Source organism: Sphingobacteriaceae bacterium (assembly GCA_002319075.1).
Lineage (GTDB): Bacteria > Bacteroidota > Bacteroidia > B-17B0 > Aurantibacillaceae > Aurantibacillus.
Genome location: NVQB01000001.1, coordinates 949,914 through 973,252, shown reverse-complemented (window position 1 = coordinate 973,252; position 23,339 = coordinate 949,914). Strand labels below are relative to the sequence as shown.

Annotated in this window: 19 protein-coding genes; 10 read left to right on the top strand and 9 right to left on the bottom strand. The window is 39.4% G+C overall.

What is annotated here, in order from left to right; genetic code table 11:
- Window positions 1-229: 229 nt before the first annotated feature.
- Window positions 230-1,273 carry a hydroxyacid dehydrogenase gene (locus CNR22_04375; protein ID PBQ31035.1) on the bottom strand — a complete coding sequence of 348 codons (1,044 nt, stop codon included), beginning with the start codon at window positions 1,271-1,273 and terminating at the stop codon, window positions 230-232.
- A gap of 141 nt (window positions 1,274-1,414) precedes the next feature.
- On the bottom strand, window positions 1,415-2,992 hold the full coding sequence (locus CNR22_04370; GenBank protein PBQ31034.1) for a hypothetical protein: 1,578 nt from the start codon (window positions 2,990-2,992) through the stop codon (window positions 1,415-1,417).
- Window positions 2,993-3,146: 154 nt separating this feature from the next.
- Between CNR22_04370 and CNR22_04365 the strand changes: the two genes are divergently transcribed.
- From CNR22_04365 to CNR22_04340, 6 genes are all read left to right on the top strand, one after another.
- Complete coding sequence (locus CNR22_04365; GenBank protein PBQ31033.1) at window positions 3,147-4,337, top strand: 2-isopropylmalate synthase; 1,191 nt, start codon at window positions 3,147-3,149, stop codon at window positions 4,335-4,337.
- Window positions 4,312-5,697 carry a 3-isopropylmalate dehydratase large subunit gene (leuC, locus tag CNR22_04360; GenBank protein PBQ31032.1) on the top strand — a complete coding sequence of 462 codons (1,386 nt, stop codon included), beginning with the start codon at window positions 4,312-4,314 and terminating at the stop codon, window positions 5,695-5,697. Before CNR22_04365 ends, leuC begins: the two co-directional genes overlap by 26 nt.
- A gap of 3 nt (window positions 5,698-5,700) precedes the next feature.
- On the top strand, window positions 5,701-6,369 hold the full coding sequence (gene leuD, locus CNR22_04355; protein PBQ31031.1) for a 3-isopropylmalate dehydratase small subunit: 669 nt from the start codon (window positions 5,701-5,703) through the stop codon (window positions 6,367-6,369).
- A 216-nt stretch (window positions 6,370-6,585) separates the two neighbouring features.
- On the top strand, window positions 6,586-7,665 hold the full coding sequence (gene leuB / locus CNR22_04350) for a 3-isopropylmalate dehydrogenase (protein PBQ31030.1): 1,080 nt from the start codon (window positions 6,586-6,588) through the stop codon (window positions 7,663-7,665).
- Window positions 7,666-8,034: 369 nt separating this feature from the next.
- Window positions 8,035-9,759: a hypothetical protein gene (locus CNR22_04345; GenBank protein PBQ34813.1), complete on the top strand. Its 1,725-nt coding sequence runs from the start codon at window positions 8,035-8,037 to the stop codon at window positions 9,757-9,759.
- Window positions 9,756-10,172 (top strand): hypothetical protein, encoded by a 417-nt coding sequence (locus tag CNR22_04340; protein PBQ31029.1) that lies wholly within the window; start codon window positions 9,756-9,758, stop codon window positions 10,170-10,172. The genes CNR22_04345 and CNR22_04340 overlap by 4 nt, the downstream gene beginning before the upstream one ends.
- 131 nt (window positions 10,173-10,303) lie before the next feature.
- Here the strand turns inward: CNR22_04340 and CNR22_04335 are convergent, their stop codons facing one another.
- The 3 genes from CNR22_04335 to katE form a co-directional block, all read right to left on the bottom strand.
- Window positions 10,304-10,657 (bottom strand): hypothetical protein, encoded by a 354-nt coding sequence (locus tag CNR22_04335; GenBank protein PBQ31028.1) that lies wholly within the window; start codon window positions 10,655-10,657, stop codon window positions 10,304-10,306.
- 620 nt (window positions 10,658-11,277) lie between these two features.
- On the bottom strand, window positions 11,278-11,535 hold the full coding sequence (locus CNR22_04330; protein PBQ31027.1) for a hypothetical protein: 258 nt from the start codon (window positions 11,533-11,535) through the stop codon (window positions 11,278-11,280).
- A gap of 112 nt (window positions 11,536-11,647) precedes the next feature.
- Window positions 11,648-13,801, bottom strand: a complete 2,154-nt coding sequence (gene katE, locus CNR22_04325) for a catalase HPII (protein ID PBQ31026.1) — start codon at window positions 13,799-13,801, stop codon at window positions 11,648-11,650.
- A 323-nt stretch (window positions 13,802-14,124) separates the two neighbouring features.
- Between katE and CNR22_04320 the strand changes: the two genes are divergently transcribed.
- Window positions 14,125-15,135, top strand: coding sequence for a hypothetical protein (locus tag CNR22_04320; GenBank protein PBQ31025.1), 1,011 nt, complete (start codon window positions 14,125-14,127; stop codon window positions 15,133-15,135).
- A gap of 72 nt (window positions 15,136-15,207) precedes the next feature.
- On the opposite strand, the gene CNR22_04315 is transcribed toward CNR22_04320, so the two are convergent.
- The 3 genes from CNR22_04315 to CNR22_04305 all read right to left on the bottom strand — a co-directional run bounded on the left by CNR22_04315 (window position 15,208) and on the right by CNR22_04305 (window position 19,105).
- Complete coding sequence (locus CNR22_04315) at window positions 15,208-17,643, bottom strand: hypothetical protein (protein PBQ31024.1); 2,436 nt, start codon at window positions 17,641-17,643, stop codon at window positions 15,208-15,210.
- An 82-nt stretch (window positions 17,644-17,725) separates the two neighbouring features.
- Window positions 17,726-18,121 carry a hypothetical protein gene (locus tag CNR22_04310; protein ID PBQ31023.1) on the bottom strand — a complete coding sequence of 132 codons (396 nt, stop codon included), beginning with the start codon at window positions 18,119-18,121 and terminating at the stop codon, window positions 17,726-17,728.
- Between the two features lie 60 nt (window positions 18,122-18,181).
- Window positions 18,182-19,105, bottom strand: coding sequence for a serine protease (locus CNR22_04305; protein ID PBQ34812.1), 924 nt, complete (start codon window positions 19,103-19,105; stop codon window positions 18,182-18,184).
- A 328-nt stretch (window positions 19,106-19,433) separates the two neighbouring features.
- On the opposite strand from CNR22_04305, the gene CNR22_04300 reads away from it, so the two are divergent.
- The 3 genes from CNR22_04300 (at window position 19,434) to CNR22_04290 (ending at window position 22,069) form a co-directional block, all read left to right on the top strand.
- The gene (locus CNR22_04300; GenBank protein PBQ31022.1) at window positions 19,434-20,555 is read left to right on the top strand and encodes a hypothetical protein; all 1,122 of its coding nucleotides are present in this window, start codon (window positions 19,434-19,436) and stop codon (window positions 20,553-20,555) included.
- A gap of 176 nt (window positions 20,556-20,731) precedes the next feature.
- Entirely contained in the window at window positions 20,732-21,625 is an 894-nt protein-coding gene (locus CNR22_04295; GenBank protein PBQ31021.1) for an ABC transporter substrate-binding protein, read from the top strand.
- 75 nt (window positions 21,626-21,700) lie between these two features.
- Window positions 21,701-22,069 (top strand): hypothetical protein, encoded by a 369-nt coding sequence (locus CNR22_04290; protein PBQ31020.1) that lies wholly within the window; start codon window positions 21,701-21,703, stop codon window positions 22,067-22,069.
- Window positions 22,070-22,073: 4 nt separating this feature from the next.
- Here CNR22_04290 and CNR22_04285 read toward each other — a convergent pair whose 3' ends face one another.
- Window positions 22,074-23,318, bottom strand: a complete 1,245-nt coding sequence (locus tag CNR22_04285; GenBank protein PBQ31019.1) for a sulfate adenylyltransferase — start codon at window positions 23,316-23,318, stop codon at window positions 22,074-22,076.
- Window positions 23,319-23,339 lie beyond the last annotated feature (21 nt).

Genomic DNA, 23,339 nt, shown 5'->3' with positions numbered 1-23,339 from the left:
ATTTCGCAAAGTGAAGAATTTCCCCTGTGCTCTTTTATGCATCCGAGGTGTTCTATCCCTCCTATATTTCTATGTGTTTTAATTCATATAAAGCATCAGCGACTCAAGGTCACTTGCCCTGGAAGTGTTTTCATTTCTCTGCTCTTCTGATTTATGATTGGTGGTAGAGAAAATAGGTAAAAAAAAAGCCCCGCAAAGCAGGGCATTTTTTTTCATGAACGAACTGATTTTAAATAGTAGCCATATCAATTACAAAACGGTACTTTACATCGCTGGCCAGCATACGTTCGTAGGCCGTATTGATATAATCCATCGGAATAACCTCTACTTCTGAAACAATGTTATGTTCTGCGCAATAGTCGAGCATCTCTTGTGTTTCAGGCAGACCTCCAATTAAAGAACCGGCAAGACTTTTACGTCCACCAATTAAACTGAAGGCCATAATTTCGGATGGAGTAGGAGGGGCGCCAACACAAATCATTACGCCATCTGTATCTAACATAGCAAGATACTGGTTGTAGTTATGCGGTGCAGAAACAGTGTCAATAATGAAATCAAATTTCCCGGTAAGTGCTTTTACCTGATCTGCATCTTTGGTCAATGCGAAATGGTGAGCTCCCAGATGGCGCGCATCTTCTTCTTTAGATGGCGAGGTACTTAACATAGTTACTTCTGCGCCGAAGGATGCCGCAAACTTCACGGCCATGTGCCCGAGTCCGCCAAGGCCTACTACAGCTACTTTATGACCTTTTCCAACTTTCCAGTGACGAAGGGGAGAATAGGTAGTGATGCCAGCGCACAATAAGGGCGCAACTCCGGCAAGCGGTAATTTTTCGGAAACTTTCAATACAAAGTCTTCTGTGGTGACAATCTGGTTGGAGTAGCCGCCATAGGTAACGCCGCCACTTATTTTATCTTTTCCGTTATAAGTGCCGGTAGAACCATTCCGGCAAAATTGTTCGAGACCTTTTTTACAATTGTCGCAATCGCGGCAGGAGTCAACAAGACAGCCTACTCCGGCAAGATCTCCGACTTTAAATTTTTTCACATCCTTCCCAACTTTGGTAACGCGTCCTACCAATTCATGTCCTGGTACGACAGGAAAAACGGTTCCGCCCCATTCATTTTTTGCTACGTGTAAATCGGAGTGACAAACGCCACAATATAAAATATCAAACTGAACGTCTTTTGGTCCGACTTCTCTTCTTTCAAATGTAAATGGTCCGAGTGGTGTGGTGGCGCTATTTGCAGCGTATCCTTTTGCTGTTGTCATATGTTTTTGTGTTAGATGTAAAAATTATTCTGGTTGTGACATGATTCGCCAAGTTGTCTGTACAAAATTCTGGTCCCGCAAAAATACAGAAAACAGGAAAGAACAATGTTATTATTTTGTAATTTGAATTGACACTGATTTTTAAGAGACCGTGATGCTATTCTCCTTCGCTGCGAGTTGTTTTCTGAATTTCTCTTTAATGATAAGCTCTACGGCTTTGTTTTTTAATTTACTTTCCAGCCAGGAGATTATGTCGAAATACAAAAACTGCCTGCGCTCATAAGGATGAAGTTCCAAAGGTTTTAGTTCTTCTAATAACGCGGCAAATTTTTTGTTCAAAGAACGGGGTGTTACTTCGCTCAATTCTTTTAAGAATTTCATGATAAATTGCTGGTATTTATTTAAGTGCCCTTTTTTTAATAAGAAGCGGTAAGTAGAACGGATGCTATAGTCAAGTAACTCAATGTTTCCGGCTTCGAAGTGACAGATCAATGAAATGATGCGGGAGGCAGAATACAAGTCTTCACGCAAACCATCTTCGCGGGTGTTCAGAATTTTATTCAGCCATTTTAAAGATTGTGTATAATTGGAACTTCCAAAATAGAGACAAGCGATTTTATAATAAAGTATAAGCACCGTGTGACGATCGAGCTTAGGTAAAAAACGATTTAGCTCAGATTCAAGTCGGCTTACAATGCGCGTTCCACTTCTGAATTCTCCCATCATAAAATGGCGGTTGATCTCGTGAATGTAGATGGCTTTGAATAAATTGAGATTGATGTTCTCGTTTAGAAGCTTTGCGGGGTAGCGTTTAATGGCCACCAGCTTTTTTTTGGTCTCTGTAAATTCAGAATACAAAAACAGTTTATTCTGTGCTACTAAAAGATTGTTGATGGATTTGATGTACATCTCAATCTTGTTGGGAATAAGGTTCTGGTGTTCTTCAAACAGGTCAACCATACGTTTGGCGTAGAAATACCCTTTTTGAAAATCGTTAATGAAAAAGAAATAGCCGGTGTAACTGTAATACAAATAGAGCTTGTCGTGAAAAGATAATTTATTCTCTTTATAAGCAGGAAGGGAGTCGAAGAAAAATTGCCTCACACGGGCATAGTCATTTCTATTCCGCACAAAGCCAATGTTCATATAAAAAGCGTTCATCTTTAGGGAAAGATTTGAGAAAGTGTCCGTCCTTCGAACGCTGCTGCTGGCCTGGCTCGACTCAGAAGTAATAACGTCAATCCTTTGCTGGGTGCGTGTAGACACGGTATGGATCATGATCATTTTTTCAAGTTCGAGAATGTCGAGTAATAAAATAGTTCTATCATTTTCGGTGGCTGTTTTTTTGGCTTTCTCCAAAATCTTCATGCTTTGATGATAAAGACACTTATTGTAGAGCAGCTGTGCCTGGCCAATCTGGTAATGCAGTTTTATATCCGTACTACTATTGGCACTCACAATACTCAAGGCCTTTAAGACCTGGTTATAGAGATGCACTTTTAAATTCGGAAACTGTTTTTTTGTAAAGAGTTTATTCTTTTTTAAAATAAGTTCTTCATCGTAAACTTTTTGTTTTTCTATAACATCAAATAAGTTGAGGTATTTTTTGGAAGCGCTGCCTTCAAAACGCGAAGCATAAATTTTAAAGAAGCGTTTCTCACTTTTTGATAAAGCATGAATAAGTTGGTGAAGTTCCGCGGAAATGACGTTAGATATCATATTTGAAAGTTCATATTTTCGCGTAAATATAGGCTATTTGGGCTATTTTATGAAAATAAATGTTTTTTGAACTTCGTATCGAAAAATGAAATGTGTTTGACGTAGCCTTACGCTTAAATTAGATTTGCAGTCATACTATAAAATTTCTTTCTCCATGAGTCAAAAAATTTACATTTTCGATACAACCTTAAGAGATGGAGAACAGGTACCCGGTTGTCAACTCAATACAGACGAAAAAGTAAGAATTGCTCTCGCGCTGGAAGAAATGGGAGTCGATATCATCGAGGCGGGTTTCCCCATTTCTAGTCCGGGTGATTTTAAATCGGTAACCGAAATTTCAAAGGCTCTTAAATATCCTACAGTGTGCGCCTTATCGCGTGCTATAAAGAGTGATATTGATTGTGCAGCAGAAGCGCTTAAGTACGCGAAAAACAAGCGTATCCATACCGGCATAGGAAGTTCGGATGTTCACATCCTTCATAAATTTAACAGCACCAGAGAGCAGGTGCTCGAGCAAGCTGTAGCGGCAGTTAAACACGCAAAATCTTATGTTGAAGATGTGGAGTTTTATGCTGAAGATGCAGGCCGTGCAGATATTCATTTTCTGGCGGTGATGATTGAGAAAGCTATTGCGGCCGGAGCTACTGTTGTGAATATTCCCGATACAACCGGTTATTGTTTGCCTGACGAATACGGTGCCAAGATTAAATTTTTACAGGAGAATGTAAAAGGTATTCACAATGTTATTATCTCCTGCCATTGTCACAACGATCTAGGATTGGCAACAGCAAATTCTATGTCCGGAGTAATTAACGGGGCGCGGCAAATTGAATGTACTGTAAATGGTATTGGTGAAAGAGCTGGAAATACTGCCCTCGAAGAAATTGTTATGATCCTTCAAAGTCATAAGGAGCTGGATATGCAGACCAGTGTCAATTCTAAAAAAATATATGGTTTAAGCCGTTTGGTATCGCGCCTGATGAAATTTAATGTGCAACCACACAAAGCCATTGTTGGTAAAAATGCTTTCTCGCATTCGTCCGGTATTCACCAGGATGGCTTCTTAAAACACCGTGAAACTTACGAGATCATTGATCCAAAGGATGTTGGAGTTGATAAATCAAAAATTGTGTTGACTGCCCGCAGCGGTCGTGCAGCGCTTAAGCACAGACTGGAAGCGCTTGGTTACTTACTGAATAAAGCAGAACTTAATGAAGCCTATGCTTACTTTTTAGTAGAAGCGGATAAATTAAAGCAGGTAGAAGATGAAGACCTTGCAAAATTAATGGAAGACTCTAAAATAAAACACGAAGCAAGCTATGACCGGGAAAACGTTATTCGATAAAATATGGGAATCGCATGTGGTGACTTCTTTAAAAGACGGGCCTGACATGTTGTATATCGACAAACACCTGGTGCATGAGGTAACGAGTCCGCAAGCTTTTGATGGCCTGCGTAAAAGAAAGGTGCCGGTTTTCAGGAGAGCTAACACCATGGTGACAGCTGATCATAACGTTCCTACCATAGATCAACACCTTCCCATTAAGGATGCCATTTCTGCCAAACAATTAAAAACACTCGAAGACAATTGTGATGAATTTGGACTCGAATGTTTTGGACTCGGACATTTTTTGCAAGGCATTGTGCATGTTATTGCTCCCGAATTAGGAATCACCTTGCCGGGCATGACTATGGTTTGCGGCGATAGTCATACCTCTACACATGGCGCGTTTGGAACTATTGCTTTTGGAATAGGTACGAGCGAAGTAGAGCAGGTTTTAACCACACAATGTCTGTTACAAACCAAACCCAAACAAATGAAAATAGAGATCAGTGGCAAGCTTGAAAAAGGTGTAGGTGCAAAAGATCTTATTCTCTATATTATTTCTGAACTAACATCCAGTGGCGCAACAGGTTATTTTGTGGAATACTGCGGCGAGGCAATTTCTGCATTGAGCATGGAAGAACGCATGACCGTTTGTAACATGAGCATAGAGATGGGTGCACGGGGCGGACTTATAGCTCCTGATGAAAAAACTTTTGATTACATACATGGGCGTCAATTTGCGCCCAAAAAAACGAAATGGGAAGAAGCTCTGGTTTATTGGAAGACATTGTTCTCTGATAAAGATGCGGTTTATGATTCGGTAGTTTCCTTTAGGGCGGAAGATATCGGACCAATGATTACTTATGGTACAAATCCGGGTATGGGAATCAGCATCAACCAGGCTATTCCTTCCCATACAGATGAATCTTTTAAGAAAGCCCTTACTTACATGGGATTTGAAAAAGAGGAATCGCTGATAGGAAAAAAAATTAAGTGGGTATTTATTGGAAGTTGCACCAATTCGCGCATAGAAGATCTCAGGACCGTTGCTGCCTATGTGAAAGGAAAACAAAAACATAAAGATGTAAATGTTTTGATTGTTCCGGGTTCGCAACGTGTTTTAATGCAGGCCAGGTTAGAGGGAATTGATACGGTTTTACAGGAAGCGGGATTTACTTTACGTGAACCGGGATGTTCTGCTTGTCTTGCCATGAATGAGGATAAAATTCCGGAGGGCGAATATTGTGTGTCTACCTCTAACAGAAATTTTGAAGGCCGGCAAGGGCCAGGATCAAGGACTTTGCTTGCTAGTCCTTTAATGGCGGCTGCTGCAGCGGTGAGCGGACAAATTACCGATGTTCGGAATTTTCTAAATTAAACTATGGAAAAATTTATAAATATAAGTTCTACGGGTGTTCCTCTTCCTGCTGAGAATGTAGACACGGATCAAATTATTCCCGCTCGTTTTTTAAAAGCAACTACAAAAACAGGTTTTGGAGAAAATTTATTCAGAGACTGGCGTTACGATTCTAACGGTGATCCAAATCCTGATTTCATATTAAATAGTGCAGATAAAGATTCTAAAATTCTTGTGGCGGGAAAGAATTTTGGATGTGGGAGTAGCCGTGAGCATGCGGCCTGGGCTTTACACGACTATGGATTTCGTGTGGTAGTATCCAGTTTTTTTGCGGATATTTTTAAAAATAACGCGTTAAATACGAATGTTTTGCCTGTTCAGGTAACAGATGATTTTCTGACGGATATTTTTAGAGCTATAGAAAAGAACAAAGAAACTGTGATCCATGTGAATCTTAAAGAGCAGGTTATTGAGATTCCGGAGCTGGGTAGGAAAGAATTTTTTTCCATTCCCCTTCATAAAAAAACCTGTTTGATGGAAGGCTATGATGATATTGATTTTTTATTGAGCATGAAGAAAGAAATTGAGTTTTATGAGAAAACAAGTCAATATTTACGCCTGTTAAATGAATCAAATGAGCGGTCATTAAAACTTAGGTCCGATGTTAGTTCGAGCGTAGTCGATAACGACTGATTTAAGTCCACATCTCGACTACGCTCGATGTGACATTTTTGAAATGTGACATTTTTTGAAATGTGACATTTTTTGAAATGTGGTTGCATCTCGACTCAACACAAAGCTGGCTCAAAAGAGGTTTAACTCTTTTGCCCTGCCCGATGGAACGTTTTCAGATGGGACTTTTTTTAAGAAAATGTTTTTGAAATATATACACTTTATAATAAAATTACCATGAAAAAAAGAATTGCTGTATTGCCGGGAGATGGCATTGGTACTGAAGTTACCGCCGAAGCGGTGAAAGTTCTAGAAGCCATTGCTTTAAGGTACAATCATTATTTTGAATTTAATTACGGGCTCATTGGGGCGGCAGCAATAGATGCTACAGGAAATCCCTTTCCTTCCGAAACTCAAAAATTATGCGAAGATTCGGATGCCGTTTTGATGGGCGCTATCGGCGATCCTAAATACGATCACGATCCTTCTGCAAAAATTCGTCCTGAACAAGGACTCTTAGCCTTGCGTAAAGAATTGGGTTTGTACGCTAACATTCGTCCGGTGCGATCTTACAATGCGCTTTTATCGAAAGTTCCTTTAAAACCAGAGATTGTTAAAGGTGTTGACTTTACAGTATTTCGTGAGTTAACCGGCGGCATTTATTTCGGAAAAAAAGGACGTGAAGATGATGGGAACAGCGCTTACGATCTTTGCACTTATAACAAAGAAGAAGTAAGACGTATCACAAAACTTGCTTTTGAAGAAGCTTTAAAACGTCACAAGAAAGTGACGCTTGTAGATAAAGCCAATGTATTAGAGACCTCACGTTTATGGCGTGAAACCGTTAAAGAAATTGCCGAAGACTATTCTCAGGTAGCCTTAGACTTTATGTATGTGGACAATGCCGCTATGCAACTGATTTTAAATCCCCGCCAGTTTGATGTGATTTTAACCGAAAACATGTTTGGAGATATTTTGACGGATGAAGCATCTGTTATTGGAGGCTCATTAGGGTTAATGCCTTCGGCCTCCATTGGCAGTAAGCATGCTATGTATGAACCCATTCATGGTTCTTACCCTCAGGCCAAGGGAAAAGGAATTGCCAATCCGATTGGTTCTATTTTATCGGCTGCTATGATGCTGGATATGAGTTTTGGCATGAGTGTAGAAAGTTCTTTGGTTAACAGAGCTGTTCAGGAAGTTATTGAAATGGGGTATCTCACTCCTGAATTAGCGGGCAAACATTCTTGTACTACCAGTGAAGTAGGAGAGAAGATCTCCTCTTTTGTGTTGGAAGAAATGCACGAGATGATTTAGTCGCATTTACGGCATTTCTCCAATCAGTTTTAACACCGGAAGTCGTAAGGATGTCCGGTTTTTTTTGTGTGGGATAAATGAATGGCAGTAAGATCTAAGGTGCGCGAAGTTTGTTGCCAAAAACTCTATCTATTGACTGTGCTTTCCTGGAATTGACCCAAATTCGGGTTGTGTAAAACATAAGGTTTAAAACCTTATCTTACAAGCACTAACCTTCCGTAATCATCTTCCGACAGAGATTTTCGCAAAGAGCGCTGGTATACACTACAATTTAGTTTACGCACTAAATTTAACTAAAGCATGCTCTCTATCATGGACAAAGAAAAATTAGAAGAACTTTTGCAGATCCGTAAGACCCTTGCTTTTGAAATGGCGGAGAAGGAAAAACGTGAAGCCGAGTTATTAGAGGCGAATAAAGAACTTGCTTTTCAAATAGAAGAAAAAAATAAATGGCTGGCTGAACTGGTTATAGCTAATAAAGAATTGGCTTTCCAGAATCTTGAAAAAGGAAAGCGCGCGGACGAACTCGTTATAGCAAATAAAGAACTTGCTTTTCAAAATAAAGAAAAAGGAAAAAGAGCCGACGAGCTGGTGATCGCCAACATTGAACTCGCTTTTCAAAGCGACGAGAAGGAGAAGCGTGCCGCAGAGTTATTATTAGCCAACAAAGAACTTTTATTTCAGAACGAAGAAAAAGGAAAACGTTCGGCGGAGCTTATATTAGCCAATATCGAACTTGCTTACCAGAACCAGGAGAAAGCCAAGAGAGCCGCTGAATTAATCATTGCCAATAAAGAGCACACTTTTCAAAGTGAAGAGAAGGAAAAGCGGGCTGCAGAGCTGAGCGTTGCCAATACCGAACTAATTTTCCAAAATTATGAAAAAGAAAAGAGAGCGGCAGAACTCGGTGTTGCTAATGCTGAATTAGTTTTTCAGAATGATGAAAAGGAAAAACGTGCTGCTGAATTGGGGGTGGCTAACCAGGAACTTGCTTTTCAGAACAATGAAAAAGGAAAACGGTCTGCGGAATTATTAATTGCCAACCAGGAACTTGCTTTTCAGAACGATGAAAAAGAAAAACGCGCTGCAGAGTTAGGTGTTGCAAATAAAGAACTTGCTTTTCAAAACGATGAAAAAGGCAAGCGTTCGGCAGAATTATTAATTGCGAATCGTGAACTGGCTTTTCAGAATAATGAAAAGGAAAAACGTGCAGCAGAGCTTGGGATTGCCAATGTGGAGCTTGCTTTTCAAAACGAAGAAAAAGCCAAACGTTCGGCAGAACTTGTTATAGCGAATGAAGAATTGGCCTACCAGAATGAAGAGAAGGGAAAACGTGCCGCTGAACTTGCAATTGCCAATGTGGAGCTTGCCTTTCAAAACGACGAAAAAGAAAAGCGCGCCAACGAACTGATCATGTTGAATAAGGAGCTTGAACAGTTTGCCTATATCGCTTCTCATGATTTGCAACAGCCACTAAGAACTGTATCGAACTACATGCGTTTGTTCGAAGAAAAATACGCTTCAAAGTTTGATGAAGAGGGACATAAGTATCTGGCCTCTGTAAATAGTGCTACCAAGCGTATGAGTCAGCTTATTACTTCCCTGTTAACTTTTTCACAATTGGGAAGCAATAAAATTCTTTCGGACGTAAATTGCGGCAAGGTTATTCAGGATGTTCTGGAGGATCTGGAAATACTGATAAAAAGTACAGAGGCTCATATTGAGGTTTCTGAGATGCCTGAAATCAGCATGTACGAAACTGAAATGCATCAGCTTTTTCAAAATTTAATTACCAATGCTATAAAATTCCAGAAGAGCGAGACTACACCTAAAGTTAAAATCACGGCAAAGGATAAAAAAGATAAGTGGCAGTTTTCAGTAAGCGATAACGGTATTGGTATCGACAAGGATTATTACGAAAAGATCTTCGATATCTTTCAGCGTCTGCACGGAAACAAGGAATACCAGGGTAGTGGAATAGGTTTAGCAAATTGCAAAAAAATAGTACAGCTTCATCATGGAGAAATTTGGCTAGAGTCTGTTCCTGAAAAAGGAAGTACGTTTTATTTTACCATACCAAAATCAATAATATGATAGACAAAATAGGTTGTATAATGCTGGTAGACGATGATGAAGATGATAATTTTTTTCATGAACGAGCCATTCGTGAAAATAAGTTTGCTGAAAATGTCATCGTGCAGGATTCTGCAAAAAAAGCTTTAAAGTATTTGACGGATAAAAACGATCCGACTTCGGATCTAATTTTTCTCGATATTAATATGCCTGTGATGAGTGGTTGGGAATTTTTAAATGAATACGGGCGGCTGGATAAGGACATGCAGGGAAGGGCAATTATCATTATGCTATCTACTTCTCAAAACCCAACAGATATTGCGAAATCAAAAACCTGGGATTTTGTATCAGATTATGTGACCAAACCTTTAACAAAAGAAATTCTTGAAAGACTTATTGCCAAACATTTTAATACATCAAATCATCCATCCTGAATCTAATTTCAGCAGGGTGCTCTCATAGGAGGATTTGGTGAAGTGACATAAATAAAGTGATTGCAAGAAAAAATCAAAAGTCAAAATTTTCGGGACATAAAATCTTATAATCCGAAAATACGTAAGTAGAACTAAAATTCAAGTTCTGTTTTAATCTTAATGCTATTGCTCAGGTAAGAGGCTTCGTCACCGGAGGAAATATTGAGTATATAACCAATGCCCAATTCAAAGTCAGGAATAAAAGGAAAGAGAACATTTAATTCTTTAAGTGCCTTTACGGCATTGTGATTATAGAGCTTGTAAAAGTTCATGAATTTAGCTCTGTAAAAATCAGAGTAGGGAAGAATGATAATGTCCATGATATCGGCCATATAACCGGGATGTTCGTTTACTCTTTTAACCAATACTCTTGAACCAATTTTCCTGGTTTCGACGGAAAGTTCTCTTAATAGTGTGTCGTCAACCAGCGTTTTTGTATCTATCATAAACCGGATTAAAGATAAGGGTCTTTTCGCTTTGCAATTGCTACAGACTATAGCAATACATAAAAATTAATGAATGGTTTGGATTCTGATTTTAAGACATTTTCATGGGTGTCTTAAATTTTAACCACATAGAAACATAGTTCAGAGAGGCTAGCGGAAGCATAGATAATATGCCGTCTGCTTATTTAGCGTCACATAGGATGTTTCGCAGGCGAAACATGGAGAGCCAAGTATAAAATCCAATCTTTAACTTTTCAGACGATTGTGCAGGTGAAAATAATTCGTTTGCGAGATATTATCATACAATTCTCCAGGCATGCTGTAATTTTCCCCTCTAATGCTTCTGTGTATCTTAAACTTTAACCACATAGAAACATAGTTCAGAGAGGCTAGCGGAAGCATAGATAATATGCCGTCTGCTTATTTAGCGTCACATAGGATGTTTCGCAGGCGAAACATGGAGAGCCAAGTATAAAATCCAATCTTTAACTTTTCAGACGATTGTGCAGGTGAAAATAATTCGTTTGCGAGATATTATCATACAATTCTCCAGGCAAGCTGTCATTTTCTATCCCCTCTAATGCTTCTGTGTGTTTCAAACGTAACGAAATGCTGGAAACTTAGTTGTTTTCGGTTTCTGAAGGTTTAATTTCTTGTTCTCTGAAACTGGCGGCACCTCGTCTCCGAAGAATGCGGGTAGCCATAATAGCGCCAATGATCATGCCGATAAAAATAAGCAAAAGACTTAAAGCCACACCAATAGCTGCCGGCATGGTTAGGTATACCAGCAGACTGAGCATAAAACTTATAAGGACCGGAAATAAAAAGATATGGAACCATCCGGATAAACCGGTTATAAATAATTGAAGTTTACTCATTTTACATGTCCTGTTTGTATTTGCAAGACTTTAAGGATAAAGGTAAAAAGAATAATTCATAAAAAAAGGGCTTTCGTTGCATGACGAAAGCCCTCTTGCAAAAAATTGGTAGTTAGGCCGGAACTTTACGTGCGACTTCTCTTTCCCAGAATCTATGTTGAGCAATGGCTTTTACAAAAGCTTTTTCCGGAGTAGTGGAATTAGTGATGAGTCCGGCATCTTCTCTATCGGTATCGATATAAGTGCCGTTTAAAAAATCACTTGCATCGGGAGAAGCGGCTATGGCTTTGCAATGTTTGTAAGCTTCGTTCACAAAATGCAACGCATCTGCTTCTGACATCAGATTAAAGATGCTTTTTTTGCCGCCAGGAATAAAGACTGCATCGTAACAAACGCTGGCAGCTTGTAAAAAGCTCTCATCCACTGAAATTGCAGAACCGCTGGCGGATTTGAGGTTGCCTAATTTTGGCGCAATTATTTTTACAACTGCCCCTTTCGACTCTAAAGTTTTTTTCATAGCATTCAAACCTGCTTCATCTACGCCATCAGCCGCAAGAAAAGCTACCCGCCTCGTTGCAATAGACTCTTTATGGGTATTTTTCATGCTCAATGCTTCTGAACTATCAAGCGACGATTTTATTTTTTTCGACTGGTAGTCTGCAGGATTGGCATCTGCGGGCACGCTATGGTTCATAGGTTGTTGAGGTAATGTGGGAACGAGTCCCAAAGCATCAGCTACTTTTTTCGCTAAAGTTTTATCTACCTGGGTTAGCAGATTTACCATGCGCTGGCGTATTTCTATGGCTTGAACTTTTCCTAATTCAAACCGTAAGGCATTGATAAGATGATTTTTTTCTGATTCACTCTGGCTGTTAAAGAATAAAGTTGCCTGACTAAAATGGTCGATAAAGCTTTTACTGCGACCGCGGATTTTTTTTGCGTCAATACGTTCTAAGAAAGAAGTGAATCCGAAATTTTTCATCATCGCCTGAAACGGGCAACCACCGCCAATGGTATTAGGATCGTAACTTGTTTTTCCTTTGTTGATTGTCGTGCGCATGTGTCCATCGCGTTGATTATTGTGAATATCCACTATTGGACGATTAATTGGAATTTCGTGGAAGTTAGGGCTGCCAAGTCTTGACAGCTGGGTATCAGTATAAGAAAATAATCTTCCCTGTAAAAGTGGATCATTGGAAAAATCGATTCCTGGTACTAAATGCCCGGGATGAAAAGCCACTTGTTCTGTTTCTGCGAAAAAGTTATCGGGGTTGCGATTTAAAGTCATTTTACCAACGATGGTTACCGGTACTAATTCTTCCGGAATTAATTTTGTGGGATCTAAAAGGTCGAAACCATATTTGAATTCATCTTTTTCATCTACAATTTGCACACCTAATTCATACTCTGGAAAATTTCCACTTTCAATAGCTTCCCAAAGATCGCGACGGTGAAAGTCGGGATCTTTTCCGGAAATATTTTGAGCCTCGTCCCATGCCACCGAGTGCACGCCTAAAACAGGCTTCCAGTGAAATTTTACAAAACTGGATTTTCCTTGTTCATTTATAAAACGGAAAGTATGGACACCAAAACCCTCCATCATACGGTAACTGCGTGGAATAGCCCGGTCGCTCATTACCCACATAATCATGTGCATAGATTCAGGAACAACGGAAATAAAATCCCAAAATGTATCATGCGCAGAAGCAGCTTGAGGCATTTCGTTATCCGGCTCCGGTTTAACTGCATGAATAAGATCCGGAAACTTCATAGCGTCCTGTATAAAAAAAACAGGAATGTTATTTCCAACCAAATCGTAATTGCCCTGTTGTGTGTAAAATTTAACAGCAAAGCCGCGTGCATCTCTTGCCAGGTCGCTAGAGCCACGAGATCCTGCAACTGTTGAGAATCTTACAAATACAGGTGTCTTTACAGAAGTATCGTTTAAAAATCCGGCCTTGGTATATTGACTCATACTTTTGTAAAGTTCAAAATAACCGTGCGCTGCAGACCCACGCGCGTGTACAATGCGCTCAGGAATACGTTCATGATCAAAGTGCGTAATTTTTTCACGCAGGATAAAATCTTCAAGCAGAGTTGCGCCTCGTTCTCCGGCCTTTAAAGAATTTTGATTGTCATTGATCCTTAAACCCTGGTTGGTGGTTAAAAATTGACCGTCACCATTTTCAGTGAATTGCTCAAGACTTTTTGTTTTTTCATTTTCGTTTTTCCCGGGAGCTTTCGGGCTTGTGTTTTTTTTTGCCATGGCGTATAGTGTTTAAATTATAGGTAGAAGTAGTTTTGATTCACTAAAAATGGAAGACTGTTTAGCATTTACCATGTTTAATAGTTTGAGTTAAGCTCTACTTAAATTGGTGATTGGGGAACAAGCTCAGACCTTCCAATTTGGGGCCAGCACAGAGGTGTTATAATTTCGCTTTTTTTAGGGGAAAAGCAGGACGTTAAAAAAAAACCAGGGGAAGTTTTTCCCAAAGAGCTTGGTTAAATTACCAATTCCGATTGCCGGGCTAAAAGAATTTTATATATTTAATGTAAATAGACTGGATAATTTTTATTAAAACTCACTGCATGAAAAAAATTTACACGCTTCTTCTCTTGCTCGGTATTGCCAAAATAAATGCTCAAACCTTGACTCAAAGTTTTAATGAACCGGTAGTGGGTGACATTGATCGTCACTACCGTCTTGATACCAGTGCTTTTACGCAGGGCATGCCTAATGGCTTAACGGGTAATAATGTTACCTGGAATTTCGCAGCTTTGACCGGAGCTTTTCCTGTTGTTGTAGATTCCTTCATTACTCCGGGCGCTGCACCAAGTGCTTCCAATTATCCTTCGGCTTCTTATGTGCAACACAGAGATGTGCTGTATTCTTTTTACAAATCAACCGGCAGTCCGCAACAAACGGAATTACTGGGAGCTTATTCGTCTACTGCAAGTTTAACTTTTACAAATTCCGCTATCATAGCAACTTATCCTGTTGCTTATGGTTATAATTTATCGGATCCTGTGAGTGGAACTTTTAAATACAATACAATTAATGGCGCATGCATTGGTAATATTACGATCAGCGCTGACGGGCAAGGGACGGTAAATTTTCCAAATAACACATCGTTTCAGAATGTTCTGCGCTTAAAAAGTGTAGAGATTTTAACCTTGAGTACCAGTTTCGCACAAGTAGGAACGTTTAATCAAACCATCTACAATTATTACATTCCTGGTAAAAAATTTCCCATTCTCAACATCAGCTACTCAACCTATCAATTAATTGGTAATCCGCCTCAAACAACGGCTATAGTATACGGCAGTGATAATTATTTTACGGTAGCAGGTCTTCCTAATTCTGCTTTAGATGAGGCCGGCTTTAAAGTTTTTCCTAATCCTTTTCATGAGCAATTATTTACAAGTGCTCAACACGCCGGAAAAGAAAGCGCGTACACATTTTTCGATATAGAATCGCGGTTGATTTTGAAAACGAAAAGTCTGGATGAAACAGAATTAAGAAAATTAATTCCGGGTATTTATTTTTTACTGATCGAGAATGAAGCAGGCAGTTTTCATCAGAAGCTGATTAAACAGTAGTTGCTGAAGTCTGCAATAAACTTTGGAAAAGGTTTCTGTTTTAAGTCAGGATCAATTTGCAAGATTATTCAATCAATTCACTTTCATCAAAACGGTCATTTCAACGCGGCGATTTTTTTTGCGGCCAGCGCTTGTTGTATTATCAGCAATAGGCTGCCCTTGACCAAACCACTCTGTCAGAATATTTTCCTGAGGCGCGCCTTTTTTAATCAGGTAAGTTTGCACCGCCCTGGAGCGGTTTTCGGATAGAATTAAATTGTTGGATTCAGATCCTTCATTATCGGTATGTCCGCTCAGTTTCAACATCCAATCTCCCTTATGGTTAACAAGAAGTTTTGCCAAGGCATTTAAGGAAGGCAGTGAAGTGGTTTTGATAATGTCCTTTCCACTTTCGAATTCGAGACTTGAAAACGCTTTTTGTAAAATCTTTTTTTCTGCAGCTGCCAATTTTACCGGCGCGGGGCATCCCTTTAATTCCGCAATTCCAGGAGTTGTGAGGCAAGAATCTAATCTGTCAGTTATTCCATCTTTATCCGTATCCGGCCATGGACATCCTTTATTATCAGCCGGACCAGCTGCGGAAATGCACTCGTCAACTCCGTCGTGTACCTGATCATTGTCTGTATCTAAACACCCTTTGTACTTAGCTAAACCTTTTACATTGGGACAAAGATCTTCTTTATCTACGATGCCATCCTTGTCGGTATCAGGGCATCCTTTAAATTCCTTTAATCCTGCCACATCCGGGCAAGCATCTTCCTTATCAGGAATCAAATCGTTGTCGGTATCGGGGCAACCTTTCATTGCCGGGCTTCCTTTGTCAAATGGACATTTATCCTGACCATCTGTAACGCCATCATTATCCGTGTCAGGACAACCTCTGAAAGCTTTGATACCAAATTGATGCGGACAGGCATCCTCTTTATCTGCAATATTATCGTGATCTGCATCCGGACAACCGTTTAAGGAAATTTCTCCTGGCACATCCGGGCAAAGATCTTTATCGTCGCGCACCCCGTCGCCATCCTGATCTTTAATAGATTTGTAAGGGATAGAAACTTTTAGAATTGCGTAGAAATTGAAGGACCAAATATCGCCCCTGATAAGTGGCATAATGTTGTTGGTTCCAATACTCAAAGGGCCTGCCCGAAGATTTAAACCCGCTGTTATGTATTTATGATTTTCTGCTGAAAGAACATTGTACGTGAAAGGAACAGAAACATCGAACCAATACTGCTCTATGCGAGGTGCCAGGCAAAGGCTGCTATAATTATGAATTCTGTAAACATTGTAGGTGCTTTGTTTTCTGAAATTGGTGAGGTGGGTGCTGAAATTTAAATAGAAAAGCTTATTGAAAGAATAATCTATTTGCGTATTCAAAGCTGTGGGTAGCATAATTGAATAATCGGTTGTCTTACCATTTGCCCGGGAAAAGTCTGCTACGAGAAACGAATCCACCATGTTAAAATCAGACGCTGTAGTGTATTTTGTAACATTGTCTCTTCTTAAAGCAAGGTTTAGGTCGTAGTTGGTTCCTTTTTTATCGAATTTTATTTTACCAACATCCACTAAAGAAGCTCCGAATTTTATTTTGTATTTATTGAGGTCTTTTCTCCAGGCATATTTTTTACCATCGGGTTTGTATTTATATTTTTGAAAGTCGGGGCGCCATTCGTATATAATGCCTAAATCTAATCCCAGCTGTAGTTTAGATACACCGCGGTAAAAGTCGGTAACACTCTGTCCGTTTTTTGTGGGTGAATTAAAATTGTCTGAGTGAGCATAAGAAATAGTAGCATTAAAATAGCTGTTTGTATCCTTGCTGCTTAAAAGAAAATCGAGGTCGTTTATGCGCAGGTAACCACTTTCCAATCCTTGTAAAATTTTAGGTGTAATTCCTGCTTTTAAAAAGTGTTTGTTTTTGTTTTTGAGAACACGTGCATAGGTGAAGCCGTATTCTGCCCAGCTCATTTGGGTTGCCGCGAGATTTTTATTTTGAACGCGGTTGTTTTGTGTGGCATTCAGATCAAATTCGTTTTCAAAAAGATAAGCCAGCTGTTCACTGATACCATCCACATTCAGCATTTGTCTCACACTCCAGGTAAATGCAATTGAATTTTTAGAATTTATCTGGAAAAGAACGGAGGGTAGTAAAATTCTATTTTCAAGCAGCACTGAATGTGTTTGGGTAGATTTAAGAAAATTAAAATTTTTATACATGTTATCCGGAACTCTCGGCGTTACATTTTGCCATGTATCCGGAAAGCTGCCGTTCTTGTACTTTAATGCAGCACGGTTGATGTTAAACCAGGAATTATTAAAAGTAAAATCAAGTCCGGTTAAAACAACATCCAGTTTTATACGGTTATCTGCCGCAGCAGCAGGATTGGAAAAAATCTGGTTGATGCCAGCGAAATTGCTTGCTCCATAAGAAAAATAATCCTGAGAGAAGCTCTCACCGGAAATTAGAACAAATGCAAAAATGGCAATAAGCGTCTTAAGACCCATACTCCCATAAATATAGCAATTTCCCGACTACCCCTGAAACGGGATGCGGTAGCAGGAAATAGTAGCTTATTCAGAGTAGTGGTTAAACCGAGATCTTAAATTTCGAAATGATATGGTCGAGTTCTTTAACGAGGTCAGCACTTTTTGCATGTTTAATGATATAACCCGTTGCCCCGGCGGTAATACAATTTACCCGTTCATTTGCTGAGCCTGAAGTTGTGTAAATATAGGTTGGAATAGAGGAGTAAGCAGCGATTTTCTTCATACGGATGACAAATTCTAATCCTGTAACGCGCGGCATATTAAGATCTACAAAGATAATATCAGGTACCGTAAAAGAAGGGTCGGCAATCATTTCTAATGCTTCTTGTCCATCGCGAGCTTCCGCATAGTCAAACGTTAAATCAATTTCATTTAAGGCAGCTTTAAAAATAAAGCGGTCATCGGCGTCGTCGTCAATAAAGAATATTTTTTTCATCGGTGTGAGATATACTCAACGTCCGCAAAACCTGTGCCAGTGAATAATTAAATGAATACCTTAATTTTTCTCGGCAGGTGTGACTTTAAATTCCAGTTTTGATGTATTGCGAATTACGTTTACAAACTGAAAAGACCCGATCTTATCTTCCGTTAGTTCTTTAAAGAGGTCGTCTGAGGTTTCAATAAGCTTGTCGTTAAAGGAATAGAGAATGTCTCCGTCAATAATACCAGCCCTGGCGGCAGGACTATTCTTTGTAACCTGAGTGATAAACAAGGCGCTTTTATTTTTTAGTTCATTTACGGCTCTCAGTTTGGGAACCAGATCAACTTGCTGCATCGCTATTCCGAGAAAAGCACGTTTTACTTTTCCATAGCGAATCAGCTGATAGGCGATTTCCTTTGCCGTATCTATGCTTATGGCAAAGCATATATTTTGCGCCCCGTTAATCATGGCAGTATTAACGCCAATCACTTCCCCTGCTCCGTTAACAAGAGGGCCGCCAGAATTTCCCGGATTTAAAGCAGCATCTGTTTGAATCATGCTGTCCATGGTGTTCCCAGCCTGGGTTGTCATTGTTCTTCCCAAGGCGCTTATAATGCCGGAAGTTACCGTGTGCTGAAATCCCAAAGGGTTTCCAATGGCTATAACCAGCTGCCCGATTTTTAAACCTGAGGGCTCTCCCAATTTTGCCGGGGTAAAATCAGCTGCCGAAATTTTAAGAATAGCCAGGTCGTTCATGGGGTCTTCACCAATAAGTGTTGCATTATGCCGGGTTCCATCAAACATTACCACCTTAATTGTTTTTGCATGATGTATCACATGACTGTTGGTAAACAAATAGCCATCTGAAGAGAAGAGAAAGCCGGAACCAGTGCCGGTTATGGTTTCAAGGTTGTTTTGAAGAGCATAACATTCTATTTTTACAACCGAAGTTTTGACCTTGTCAATAGCTTCGATCACCGTTTTTGAAAAATCATCTATCATACTAAGCTACTATCAAATAAACGTCCATACTGATTTTTGTCAGGTATTTAACATTGATACAAATCAAAGGAGACAATCTTTCCGGATCAGAAATTAAAAGATGCTCATTTTGACAATTTAAATGCAGTTATAAAAAGAATGAGGCTCAGCTTGTTCTAATTTAATTTAGTAAGACTTAGTTTTTCAGGAATATTTTTTTAATATTACGCTGTTAAATACATCAGACACAAACCAAGTCTCCAATACAACAACAAACCGTATGAAAAAAATTATACCATTTATTAAATCCATTCTGGCTTTAGTTCTTTTAGCAATCTCTTTTCCAATGGCTTCACAGGCGCCATCTTTTGATGAAATGGAATTTGAACCCGATTCGGTGAAGACTATTTATAAGCCGGCAGGAAAAAATTACGTCATTGTAAAATCAAAACGCGGTAATTCAGGTCTTAACAAAACACCTCAGGCAGACGCTATACTTACCGCTGAGGTAACGGAGATCGTACTTGTGTTTTCTGAAACGGAATCTTCAGATCTTGCCGAGAGAGAAGAAGCTAATCGTGAGCGCTGGGAAAATCTCTTAATGACTTACCCTGAATTATTTCAGTTTAGCACTACTTATAAAAATGTGTGTCAGTGTAAAGTTGGAGGTGATGCAGAAGCGTTTAAACAAAGTCAGGGCTTTTATGTTTATGTGAACGGTGAAGTTCCAAAAGTGGCGGAGGCTGCAAAGCCTGTTGAAGCTCCTCCTGCTGCAAAAACAAATGTAGCGGTAACGCCGGCCCCGGCTGCTCCCGCCAAAACTGCCAAAGTAGAAGAAGCGAAACCTGTAGCTGAAAAAGAGGTTGCTCCTCCTGATAGAACAGCAGTAAAAACAAAAGAAGTTCCGCCTCCGGTAGAAAAAACGGCACCTGTTGCTACACCTCCACCTGCAAAAACTGTTGAAGAGCCAGTAGCTACCAAAGCTCCGGTAGAAGAAGCACCTGTTGAAGAAGAAGTTGTGAAACCTGCTCCTAAGAAAAAAGTGGCATCTACAAAACCACGCCGGGCTAAAGATCCAAAAGCATGCAGACCTGCCTGTTATGGTTTTGGAGATGAAGATCTTCATGAGTTCTTTAAAACAAATTTTCCTTTAACTAAAAAAGAAAGAAAAAAAGCTAAGAATTGGATAGCCAACGTTAGACTTCAGATTAACTTTGATGGCACCATAAAAAAAGTAATAGTTACTGGTCAGGAAGAGGCGTTTAATTTAAAAGTACAGGAAGTTTTAAAAGGAATGAACCCATGGAATGCTGCGGTAAAAAGTGGTGTAGCGGTGAAATCAGAAGTGCGCTTTAACTTAAAGTTTGACAAAGAAACTAAAACCATGAAACCTATGGATATGATCATGAATCCGAAACCGACACCTAAATGCCAGTGTGTGAGTGATTCAGAAATTTTTGCAGATTAAACATAAAAGTAATTATTCCTTTAAAAAGTCAGAGTTTTACTCTGGCTTTTTTATTTTGTCAAAGAATTTAATTCGTCAGGGCATTTGAAGATCAAAACAGATTTAAAAAGTGTTAAGAATAAAGCTGTGCTAGACTTAGAGTCTGCAAAATATCAGAGAAACGATACTTTTACGATATGATAAATGTACGTGTTGGTGGTGTTCCTGAACATTTTAATCTTGCATGGCATCTGGCCATAGAGGAAGGTGCTTTTTCGAGAAATAATATCGCTATTCAATGGGTGGACGTTCCGGGGGGTACAGGAACAATGTGCAAAGCTTTGAAGAACGATGAGTTTGATATTGCTATAGCGCTAACCGAAGGAATTATAAAGGATATTGTAGCAGGAAATCCAAGCAAGATCATTCAGTTTTATGTTAACTCACCTTTGCGATGGGGTATTTTTGTAAATGCAAAAAGCACTATTAAATCGATAAAAGAGATTGAAGGAAAAAAATACGCAATCAGTCGTTTTGGTTCCGGCTCTCATTTAATGGCTTTCGTAAATGCCAGTAATCACGCTTTAAAAATCGGAAAGGAAGATTTTGTTATAGTTGACACTATAGATGGCGCTCGTAAGGCCCTGGCGGAAGACTCCGCACAAATCTTTATGTGGGAAAAATTTATGACAAAGCCCTTCGTTGATAATGGAGAGTTTCGTATGATAGGAGAATGCAATACACCCTGGCCATGTTTTGTAATTGCCGCAAGCGACAAGTTTATCCTGGAAAACGAAAATGCTTTGAATGTTATTCTTGATGTTATAAATAAAAGTTGCAGCGATCTGAAAAATAATCCGAAGGCTCCAGATCTTATTGTTGAGCGGTATGGAATTAAAAAAGAAGACGCTGAACAGTGGTTTAAAGAGCTGGAGTATGCTTACCATCCCGACATACCGGAAGCAGAGCTCAGGCTTATTCTGTGGCGTCTGAAAGAGTTTGGCATTATTGAAAGTGTTCCGGAATTAACCACAATTGTTTACGGAAATAACCTGGAGCTTTCAGGATCCGTGTTACCTGAATCCCACTAATTGTAAAAATCCTTCTATTTAGAATTTTTTGTTGAGTTGCTTTACCATAATTTAGACTTAACTTACATATAGCTAATGACGGGACTGGAAAAGATTTTAATAATAGAAGATGAGCTTATAATTTCCACAAGCGTTTGTGAATTGCTGGAGCATCTTGGTTATAAAAATGTGGAGATTGCCGAAAGTATTGAAGAGGGGATAGCGTCTCTTAAAGCGAAAAATTACGATCTTGTTTTAATGGATGTTTTTTTAGGCAATGGCTTAAACGGAATCGATATCATTTCTGAAATTCAAAAAACAAAACCGATCCCTGTTATTTATCTCAGCGGGCATTCGGATCATGCAACTTTAAATAAAGCAAAAACAACTTTTCCTATGGCTTTTCTTTCTAAACCAGTATCTGAAACTACTTTAAAGATTCAGCTGGCAATTTTTTTAAAATAAGGGTTTAGTTAATTGTTCCCGCAGCAACGGTGTTATTTGTCGCTTCATTTATTAAAATAAAAGATCCGGTGTTCCTGTTTTCAACATAAGAATCAAAACTTACTGGTTCGGCAGTTTTAATAAGGATTTTTCCAATGTCATTCAGTTTTAACGAAAGGTCGCCTGTGTATTCGTTAAAAGAATGAATATCTATTTTGCTTATTACTTCTTTAATAATCGCCTTGCTGCGAAAACTATTTTGTTGCAATAAAAATTTCTGACCGGGAATAAAAGCGCTGTGATCCATCCAACAAACGGTGGCAGTGAACTCTTTGGCTGTTTGTGGCAGTTTGTCAAGCGAAACGATGGAGTTACCTCTGCTTACATCCACATCATCTTTAAGATGTACTACCACCGAACTATTTGTTTCAGCAGCGTCTACTTCCTGCTGATGAATTTCTATTTTTTCAATTTCTGTTTCTATCCCTGATGGTAAAACTTTTACGCGCTGACCTTTTTGGTAGGAGCCGCCGGAAACCCTCCCCGCGAAGCCCCTGTAATCGTGCAGTGTTTCTGTTTGGGGACGAATAACATATTGCACCTGGAAACGCGCTGCTGAAGATCTTTCTACTTCTGTGATTTCTACGGTCTCTAAAAAGTCGAGTAGGGCAGGGCCTTTGTACCAGGGCATCTCTTTTGATTTTTTTACCACGTTATCTCCTGCCAAAGCACTGGCTGGAATAAAAGAAACTGTTTTTAATCCAAGATTTTTCGCGAAGAGTATGTACTCTGATTCTATTTGTTTAAAGGTAGCCTCTGAATAATTAACAAGATCCATTTTATTAATGCAGACCAAAACATGAGGAACTCCAAGTATCGCTGAAAGTATAGAATGGCGTTTTGTTTGGTCGGTAATGCCATGACGTGCGTCAACAAGTATAATTGCCAGGTTCGCATTGGAGGCTCCGGTAAACATGTTTCTGGTGTATTGCACATGTCCGGGTGTATCGGCGATTATGAATTTACGTTTGCCGGTAGTGAAATATTTATAGGCAACATCAATGGTGATGCCCTGTTCACGTTCTGCGCGTAAACCATCCGTTAACAAAGCCAAATCTATGTCGGCATGTGGCCCTGTTATTTTACTTTGTTTGGTTAACGTTTCAAGAATGTCGGTGGATACGGAATCGCTGTCGTAGAGCAGTCTTCCTATAAGTGTACTTTTTCCATCGTCGACATTTCCTGCCGTAAAAAATCTTAATAGTTCCATAATTTCTTTTTCTAAATTGTT